The organism is Microcoleus sp. LAD1_D3, assembly GCF_036702135.1.
In the GTDB taxonomy this organism is placed as follows: Bacteria; Cyanobacteriota; Cyanobacteriia; order Cyanobacteriales; family Microcoleaceae; genus Microcoleus.
Window position 1 is genome coordinate 1 of the sequence record NZ_JAUBSB010000108.1, and the last position, 8,988, is coordinate 8,988.

Annotated in this window: 8 protein-coding genes and 1 rRNA gene; 3 read left to right on the plus strand and 6 right to left on the minus strand. The window is 45.0% G+C overall.

Translation table 11 applies throughout. The features are described 5' to 3' along the window. Positions 1 to 383 precede the first annotated feature (383 nt). From QUA74_RS28705 to QUA74_RS28720, 4 genes are all read right to left on the minus strand, one after another. Positions 384 to 1,238 carry a hypothetical protein gene (locus QUA74_RS28705; protein ID WP_333335969.1) on the minus strand — a complete coding sequence of 285 codons (855 nt, stop codon included), beginning with the start codon at positions 1,236 to 1,238 and terminating at the stop codon, positions 384 to 386. Positions 1,239 to 1,386: 148 nt separating this feature from the next. Continuing rightward, positions 1,387 to 3,291 carry an AAA family ATPase gene (locus QUA74_RS28710; RefSeq protein WP_333335972.1) on the minus strand — a complete coding sequence of 635 codons (1,905 nt, stop codon included), beginning with the start codon at positions 3,289 to 3,291 and terminating at the stop codon, positions 1,387 to 1,389. A gap of 104 nt (positions 3,292 to 3,395) precedes the next feature. Beyond that, positions 3,396 to 4,313: a phytanoyl-CoA dioxygenase family protein gene (locus tag QUA74_RS28715; RefSeq protein ID WP_333064452.1), complete on the minus strand. Its 918-nt coding sequence runs from the start codon at positions 4,311 to 4,313 to the stop codon at positions 3,396 to 3,398. Between the two features lie 234 nt (positions 4,314 to 4,547). After that, the gene (locus QUA74_RS28720; protein ID WP_333335976.1) at positions 4,548 to 4,733 is read right to left on the minus strand and encodes a hypothetical protein; all 186 of its coding nucleotides are present in this window, start codon (positions 4,731 to 4,733) and stop codon (positions 4,548 to 4,550) included. Positions 4,734 to 4,780: 47 nt separating this feature from the next. Between QUA74_RS28720 and QUA74_RS28725 the strand changes: the two genes are divergently transcribed. Continuing rightward, complete coding sequence (locus QUA74_RS28725; protein ID WP_333335979.1) at positions 4,781 to 5,221, plus strand: hypothetical protein; 441 nt, start codon at positions 4,781 to 4,783, stop codon at positions 5,219 to 5,221. A 137-nt stretch (positions 5,222 to 5,358) separates the two neighbouring features. Beyond that, the gene (locus tag QUA74_RS28730; RefSeq protein WP_333064448.1) at positions 5,359 to 6,006 is read left to right on the plus strand and encodes a hypothetical protein; all 648 of its coding nucleotides are present in this window, start codon (positions 5,359 to 5,361) and stop codon (positions 6,004 to 6,006) included. 90 nt (positions 6,007 to 6,096) lie between these two features. Here QUA74_RS28730 and QUA74_RS28735 read toward each other — a convergent pair whose 3' ends face one another. Together QUA74_RS28735 and QUA74_RS28740 are read right to left on the minus strand one after the other, a co-directional pair. Then, entirely contained in the window at positions 6,097 to 6,513 is a 417-nt protein-coding gene (locus QUA74_RS28735) for a DUF3024 domain-containing protein (protein ID WP_333335982.1), read from the minus strand. Between the two features lie 640 nt (positions 6,514 to 7,153). Beyond that, positions 7,154 to 8,281, minus strand: coding sequence for a GIY-YIG nuclease family protein (locus QUA74_RS28740; RefSeq protein ID WP_333335985.1), 1,128 nt, complete (start codon positions 8,279 to 8,281; stop codon positions 7,154 to 7,156). 631 nt (positions 8,282 to 8,912) lie between these two features. Here QUA74_RS28740 and QUA74_RS28745 point away from each other — a divergent pair. Beyond that, positions 8,913 to 8,988, plus strand: a 16S ribosomal RNA gene (locus tag QUA74_RS28745); the annotation flags it as partial.

Genomic DNA, 8,988 nt, shown 5'->3' on the forward strand with positions numbered 1-8,988 from the left:
AGCCCTTCAAGTGGACTTATAAGGGTAAAGTATTAGCGGTTTAGTGGGTATTCTATTTTCGCCGAGCTGTACTAGTAAGGTGTTATGCAGAAACAGAAAGTAATAAATACCGAAAGCAGCCAAGCCCCCTAAAAGCATTACTGGAGATTGCCGAAACTGGGCTATACCAATGAAAACACCAAGGAAAATTGACACAACCATAGCGGTCTGAAGGTCGAACATGAGGAAAAAGGCTCCTTTTTGTGAAACTATTGCAATCCAGCATAGGTGGACTGCCCAAGCGTCAGAGGCAATGCGATCCAGATTTGAAGTTTTATTAAGCTTTGCGGTAAATGTGGACTGCCCAAGCGTCAGAGGCAATGCGATCCAGATTTGAAGTTTTATTAAGCTTTGCGGTAAATGCCGCCTGCCCCATCCGTGCAAAGCAATTCCCCTTTGTGCCATGCCCAGCCGTGCAAATTGCGGCTAGCTGACACTCCTAAACTCAGTGCTTCCCACAGCGATTTGTTGTAGGCAACCAATTGCTTTCTGAGCAATGGGTCATTTTTTGCCTCAATTTGGCACGTCCACAGAACCATCCCAATCCAAGAAAAACAAACTTTGTGCCAAACTAAGTTTGTTTTTAATCTCTGCTCCTCTGCCTTCTTAAGTTGTGGGTAAGTGCCATCCAACTCGGATCGATCCAGAAGTTGAGTGTACTGCTTACCTACTTGCCTCCACTTTTTCATCGGAACCTCATAGTAGGGTTCCAGACATACAGAGAAAGAACTGTCCGCATCTTCTTTTAAAGTTTCCGCAAATAAATCATAGGCTGATTGAAATGGATATTGTCTCAGGCTAGCTTGGTGCAAAAATTTGGACGATAAATGGGCGGAGAGCTGGGGACACTGCGCTACAGAAATTGTCAAATTTTGAAGCTCTGCGTGGCATTTTTTGACATATTTTTCAGCAACTTTGCAAAGCTCCCACCGGGCTTTGTACTCATTAACGCAGCAGTTCATTAACTCAGCTTTTCGTTGAGAAATCTCTTGCCGTTTTAGAGCTTCCTCAACTGGGTAATAGTCCTTAACAAGCCACTTAGATTTCCAGCACTCAGCCAAAAGAAGCTGGGTTTGTCTTGCTTTGTGCCATTCCTCTATCTGAGCTGGTGTCTTAGCTTGCTGTAGGAGGCGATCGCTGGGCAAGCTAGCTATAAGTTGGGCAATTTGTTCATTTATTTCAGGGATTTTTTGATTCATTAGGTAATTCGAGATAAAGTGGAGGACTTCGGACGGCACAGACTAAGCGGGGATTGCAGGCAAGCGAAAGTTTGAGCATGGCGGATGGGTTGGGGGTTTGGTTTTAGTTTCTCCCAAAATCCGGGTGTTGGGAGCGATCACACTCGCGTCAATCCAGCGCTGCCTTACCTTTGTCAAGGATACCTCGCAAAAATTGGGCTAGATCGGCAAAGTGTTCTGGGTTATTTTCAAGCAGCCATTCCGTGAGCATTAGTGAGTGCGAGGTTTTTTTAAACTTGACCCGCGCTTCTGATAAATCGGCAAATAGCGCATTGAGGACTTTTGCAGCATCAATTTTGCCAATCCATTCGGCATTACCTAGATGTTTTGAAGTATCGTCTTTTGAACGCTGAGTATTGGGTTTTGGGAAGTAATTCTTATTTAATTTATGGGTTTCGAGCCGTTCTCGAACTTCTTCGCCACTAACAGGTTGTTCTCGCCCCGCATCTTCATGATTGAGTGCGGCTGCTATAGCATCGGGATGGAGCAGGTAATTTTCATACATTCGCCTCTCCAGGAATTTAACTGGGTGCTGGCTTCTTTTCTGCAAATCCTTCATCTCTTGCTGACAGCGCTCCTCCAGATCGAACACAAATCCAACCGTCGGGGGAAACAAACTGCTGCCACCGCTGAGTTTGTCGTAAACATCAAATACGAGATGAGCGCGTTTTCCCTCAAAATCGCCAGTATTCTTAACAGCAATAATTTGAGTACCCCTTAAAGGCTTTTTGGCTACTTTTTCCAAAATTAACGGAAAGCACCGCTCCTCGGTCTGCCCTTCCACCCAGAGGATGCTGTCCGCACCGAAAACGTCAGACAAACTGACTCCCAGTTCGGCTAATAGAGAGCGCTGTTCCTTGATATCTTGCGAATTCATCATTGATGCTTTCGTTTCCCCGCCCTCAGACCGCAGCTTCACGATAGTTGAGGGATTGGCAGCGGAAATAATTTCGGCCGAATGAGTGGCAATAAAATATTGGTGCTGCGGAAACTCTTTGAGGATTTCTATCAGTTTCTTAGCCGCCCCTGGATGCAAATAAGATTGGGGTTCGTCAATGATTATTGTTCGAGGAGCTGGGGAAGCCAACACCGCGTAAAGAATTGCCAGTACCTGACCAATACCAGTCCCGCACTCTGACAAGGGAAATGCTAAATCTTCTCTATCATTTTCAGATGCTTCTTTCGACCAAATTAAAATTTCTAATTCCTGGCTTCTGCGACTCGCGTTAATCCCACTCGAATCTTTGATGATGGGCTTAGGCCTGACAGAAACTTCGCCTATTTCAGGAAAAATAGTGGATATATACATCAAAAAACGATTAAAAAGTTTCTTTTTTCCAGAAAGTTGAAGTTGATTTAAGACTTCAGCCAAATTCGAGGCGTCCGGCTCCAGTTCAGACCGATCGCCAAATAAGCAGCTTGCTAAATTGGGGCGTTCTGCATAAAGCCTGTATGTATGGCAACTAAAATATTGAACAATTCTGGTTGTTATTTCGTTGTCGGCAGTGTTCCTATTGAAATTAACACCCGACGCTCTATCAATAAGGTAGTCTTGTTTGTTGACGCAATAGATGTTAAAGGTTAGGCTATCGCTTAAGCTTTTCTCTATTTCAGCTACCTTGCAGCTCTCCTCCATCCTAACTCTAATTTCTACAGCAGCACGAACCTCCAACCACTCTAGAAAAAGGCTGTGCATAGTTTGAGCCGATAGAGTTCGGTCTGTTTTGTCACTGTAAACGAACTGAAAATCAATTGATAGTTTTTTGGCAACTTCTTCGATTGCCGACTTGTCTGCTACTAGAGAAACTTTGGCGCATGAGTCTGAATTAAAATGTAGCAATGTTTTGAGACTGCGATGGGATTTCTTCTCGAAATTTAAGCTTAAAGCTTCCAGCAGCGCTGTTTTTCCTGAATTGTTGGCTCCCACAATAATATTGATGCCAGGTTGGAATTCTAACACCCCAGAATCCCGGAATGACTTGTAATTAAGTAACTGAAGACGGAAGATGTACATAACTGTGTTTTTGAGGAAACGATACTTGAGCGCTCCGAGCCTGGTGCGGTAGCGAGGCGGGCTGACTACACTTTAATTCAAACACACAATACTAAAGTCTTCTTCTAGCAAATCTGACCTTGCTTAGCAGCAGTAGAGTGACCAATAGGGTTACTGCCAACCCACCTTTCATCCACTGGTTCCGATGCCAATTGATAACGGCTGTCCGAGGAGAGTCGAATAGAAGGAGAATGGTTATCCAAACTCGCATGAATGGTAAACATACCAAAAATCAGAACATCTCCAGCCTCGAATTCGGAACTCAACCAACGTCCTCCGTATTTACAGCGCAAAGAAACCGGGTTTTTGGATAAGGCTCCATCCCACCCTTTTTGATTGGAGGCATACAAATGAGCCGTTTTTCTGTTGGCACAATAGCGATCGACATCTTTACATCCATAGCTATTTTTAATAGTCTCTAGATGATGAGAATTTTCCAAAATCATTAACCCCCCTAATTCCCAAGGAATATCGCCTAATGGAGTCCAAGCCGTGTAAAGCTTGTCAGTTCCCCGTCCCATATACACAATGTCACAATGAGCGTAAGTTCCTTTTCCTGGGGCGACGGCTCTAAGCCAGGTGTAATCGTAATGCCGGACTTGACCGCCTAAAAAAGTTCCAAAAAATTCCATCATCCGTCCCGAATAAAGCAGTGTTTTCAGTGTTGAACTCCTGGTTGCTAAATCGGGACGGAAATGTATGTTTAATCCAGGTTTAGCGATGCAATCTAGAACAGGGCTTGAGAGTTCCAAGCTTCCCTCAGCAGCTAAACAAGTTGCAATTTCCTGACGAGCTTGCCAAACCTCTTGAGAGTTAAGAAAGGCTTTTAAGTATAAATAACCGTCTTGTTGCATCCTCCGTCGCAATTGCTCTGGCTGTCCGAGTACATCGGAGGAATCCCTTAGATAACCAAAAGCCTCCTCACTGCAATCTAGTTCATAACCTAGGGAACTTAGCGCTGTTTTTGTTTGCTTAATCAGCATCGTGGCTACCCGTTTAAGCCGGGACAGTAGAAACTTCAGTATTCAAAAGATGTGCTGGATAACACCTTTACCGGGGGGTGGATTATCCGTCAGCTCTGCTAGATAACACCCTAGTTTTAAGGAATTAAACAGAAACGAAAGCAGGTTGAGTCCGGGCTCTTGGGTGTTATCTGTCACTTTTGCTGGATACCACCCCCTATATCGGTCTTCTCCAAGATTAACCTATGTCGCAACCTACCGCTTGCTTGAGGCTCTGCCTTCGCAGAGCAGGAACGAGTGCGATCGCCCTTCGCTGTAAGTTGGGTTGAGTCTGTCACGTCCTTGCTTGTGAATCAGCAGGTAATGTGAAACCAAACATGACTCGATAAAAATTGGCGTATTGGTGGCGATCGGCAACAAGTTTGGTAATAGATTGGTCATGGTGACAATAGAACTTGCTAAGCTTGACACTCCCCTTATTTCCGAATATGTTAACCGTGGATAAAAATGTGAAAACTTTGTCTGTTTTCCTACCGATTTTAGCACTGGGCATTGTTGCCACACCTGCACGCGCAGGCAAAATTGAGGGAGCATCTGTTTCCTGTTGGTTGCTTCGTCAAGACAAAGTAGAACTTAAACAAACCTGCATCTATGAGTCGGTTTCTTGGGCTGGAGGCGGAGGAAGGACTTTGCGTTGGGAAGATGGCGGGCAAACAAAAATGACGTGGGGATTACAAGGGCGTGGAGAAAGACCTTGTGCCGAGGATAGCATGAGCATAGATGGTGTCTGCGGTGTGGTATATTTCCGCCATCCCACCACCTTACAACGGATTTCTGAAGAAGAGAGCTACAAGCGCGCCATAAACCGCCAACTGGCCGTGACCTGTGTCCAAGTACAAGATAAATCAATCTGCTGGCTATTTAGATGAAATTCATCACAAAGAAAAAGGTGTGAGTGTTAAAGTTACATTCGCCGAAGTACCAAAAATATATCAAATCTCATACCAAGTTGCGTTCAGACGTACAATCATGAGTGATACCAAGTTGGGGTATAAATCCTAATTCCATGAGTAAAAAAAACTTTTTGCTGGTACTCTGTCTGTTGCTACCTTGCCTAGTCATAGGTTGCAAGCAGCCACAAACCTCTCAACAAACATCAAGTCCGTTTGCCGCCACACAAACCACCATCCCAGGTTGGAAAAAATTTGAGGGACGCGGTGCACAATTGCAGTTACCGGAGAGTTATAGCGGCGGAGATCTCAGCCAATATCTGGACGTGGTGGTTCAGAAGCTGGAATCTTTGGGGCCCTACTATCAGCAGATAGCTCAGTATCTCAAGCAGAATCCATCCGCATTCGTCATCTGGGCTTTTGACTCGAAGGTTAGTAAATCAGGTGTTCTGAGTAATGTCGCTCTTGCTGCAGAGCCAGTTGGATCTACAGTGACAACAGATACATACTTGGATGTACTTACCAAACAATTACCCAGCGAATATCGCGTAGTGGAGCGGAAGCAGGTGACGCTTGACCGCTATCAGGCAGGTCAGATCGTGACAGAAGCCACAATTTCGGGTGTAACTGCCAAACAGATAATGTACACGATTAAGCAGGGGAGCAATATCTGGATTGTTGTATTCTCTACCAGTGCTGAGGAATTTGAACAGCGCTTGCCCTCGTTTCAACAAAGTATTAACTCGTTTTCAGTGAGCGATTAGCTGGACTTTCTTGACGTTCGGAAACACAAAATACTCCGTCAGGAGAGCCAATTCGATAATTAAAAGAACGATTGCCAATTAGAGCAACAATTAAGGATGTAACAGGGGATTGTTTCTAATTTCCGATAAACATTCTTCTAAAGACAAACCATGCAGAATTTCCCACCATTGTCCCGTATGTCTCATGTAGGCTACATTAAAACAATCTGGCCCAACATATTCTAGGCGGGCGGAGCGAGACTCCAAAGACGGGGAAATCGCCCTCGGACTCGGACAATTATAAGTTGAGCAGAAGTAAAAATAGTTGCGATACCACTTGCCAAAGATATCCGTTCGATAATTGAAATCATGGTCTGTGGGTGGAGAGTCGATATATTTGGGCTTAAATTCTGTTTGAATTAACTCATTACATTTTTGTTCGATTAATTGTTTCTCAGTATCAGGCACTGTAGGTTTAGACTGTTTGGGAGAAGAAGAAAGCCAGAGCTTTTTTGCTTTTTTTGCCATTGAATTTGTTTTCCTGATTATCTAGGTAGAATTGAAACGACCAAATCGATCGTTCGACCTACTGTGAAGGTAGTGGCTGCTTGCAACAACCTTTGTTGGGCTACTTATCAAGGCGGCGTAAGCCTCCAAGTAATGCGAGCCGCTTTTGTCAAACGGCGCAATCTATGCCTTGATTGGGTGCGGTGCGGATGATTTGTAGCAAGCACGCTCTCGTATTGATAATACTTAATTTTCCCCGCGAAACTGCCTTACTCAAAATTTTTGGCTCCATCCCATACAAATCCCGTAGCACAACCTTGACGTTAGGAAACACAAAATACGAACGCCCGTTGCCCAATGCGGTGATTAAACACTTTCTAACCCAGATACCACAACTACGAGCGTGTCACACTGCGCCTCTTGTTCTGCCTAGCTATGGATTTGGTGCTGGGCTCCGCGTTGCAATCCACTTTCTTTTTTTGGCTCTAAATCTTCTTCAAAGCGATCGGGGTACAGCGAGGGGTCTAAGCCTACATTATGCCCCGCGCGCCTTAAACACAACGCAAAAATAACGGTTTGAGAGTGTCGATCGCTTCGAGCGAACAAAGACTGATTTTGTTGATTTGGTGGGACAAGCAGCTCGAACAATCCTTTAACTCAATTACGGGACGGGTTTGCTTTCGCTCGTGCGTTCGCCCTTGTTGACTGATTGGCAGCGAGCGGAATCTGATTGCTCGCAATTGAGTACATCCACCTCAATCTCGCTCAGCACTTTGGGTTCCATCTCATACAAATCAGTCAGAATAAGCTTGACATTGGGAAACACAAAATACTCCGTCAGCTTGCCAATCCGGTAATTAAAGGGTTGATACCGGTGTTTAAAGTACAGTTCGACATTCCCCCGGCGTTCCAACAATCCCAGCAAATTGACAACCACATTCGAGTAATGCGCCCTCACATCCCGCTGCACTTCCGCGATTCGTTCCTCGATCGCTCTAGTAGTAATTCCAATTTTATAGAAGCAGCTCTCGTCAGCTTTTACCTCAAGGAAATAGAGCGAATTGATTAGAATCCGACGAAGTTGCGCTCGATAAATCAGCAAATCAGCCCGCCGTTCTTCTAAGCAGGATAACCCCGCAGATAAAGCAATCTCTACAGAGCCTTCCAATGAAGCCAGCTCCGACAGCAGCAAAGGTTCTTGGACTTTGTTGAACAGCGCCAGGGGAAGAGCACCCACTGGGATTTTACCCAAGTCGGTAAATTGATAAGTGCGATCGCCAACTGACTCCAGCAATCCCTTGAGCTCCCACCGAAAGTTTACCAAGTCTTTGGGAATACCGTAATCCTGTGTGCCGTACTCTTTCCACAGCACTTTCAATTGCTCCAATTCCTCACCCTTAAGCTGGATGGTGAAGTTGTCATAGAGAGGCAGCGATGGGAAAGCTCTGGTTTTAATCCGCTGCGACACGGGCTTGCAAGTGTCCTCGGTGTGCGCGAAGTGATGTTCTTTCACTTTCCCCTTTTTCGCTGTCAATCCGCCACCGCAGTAGAGGCAAGTTAGCTGAGTTTTTCCGCGCACAACTCCATCAATGCTCGTCAGTTCGCCACTGAGAGCAACACCAAATTTTAGCCACATTGTCAACAATTCTCCTAAAAGCAGGTTCTGGAGATGCACCCGCTCCACATGACCAACGATTCTAACAAATCCAGGGGTTAGGGCTTCTGCCTTGGGAAAGAAAGCGATCGGCACTCGATGCTCTTGATGCGTGACTTTAATCCTTGCATCCACCAAAATCTAAAATCTAAAATCTAAAATTGCTCGTCACCAATCAGGAATTTCTTCAGATTCGGAGTCGGATAGGGATTGTGACAACTGAAGCAGTCACATCCCTGCCCAAATACCACACATCTTAAAAAACTTAAACGAAGCTGCACCTGCAACGAAGCGACCCAAAGATTCGGCGATTGGGCACCTATACTCGATTCACGAAATAGCCCAGATGCAACAAGGGAGGAGCGAGCACCGACTCGGCTGCACACAGTCTTCCTGGCTAGATTAAATGAACCACTCTATCAGCTTGAATTCAATGCAATATTGCAGCTAGTAGAAATAGGCAAGTAGAGAAATTACTACAAAAAGATTCGGTTCCCTCTACTAACACCACCAGAGTAAGAACGCTATAGTTGATAAACGTCGAAAAAAGGGCAGCTTGAAGCGATGCCCCGCCCGGCGCTGAACCTAGAAAAAAAAATAGTTTGAAAGCTTAAAGCACTATTAACCTCGTCAAAAAATTAAGATAGAGAGTCAAGGCGAAAGCTAATACTCAATATCACAAACAACGAGAAAAAAGTCAAGGGAAAAAAACCAGTCTTCAGGGCTAGCGTGGAAAGAACTTGACTCAAGCCAAAAAAAACAATCCAACACGGAGAGTTTGATCCTGGCTCAGGATGAACGCTGGCGGTCTGCTTAACACATGCAAGTCGAACGGAGTAGAA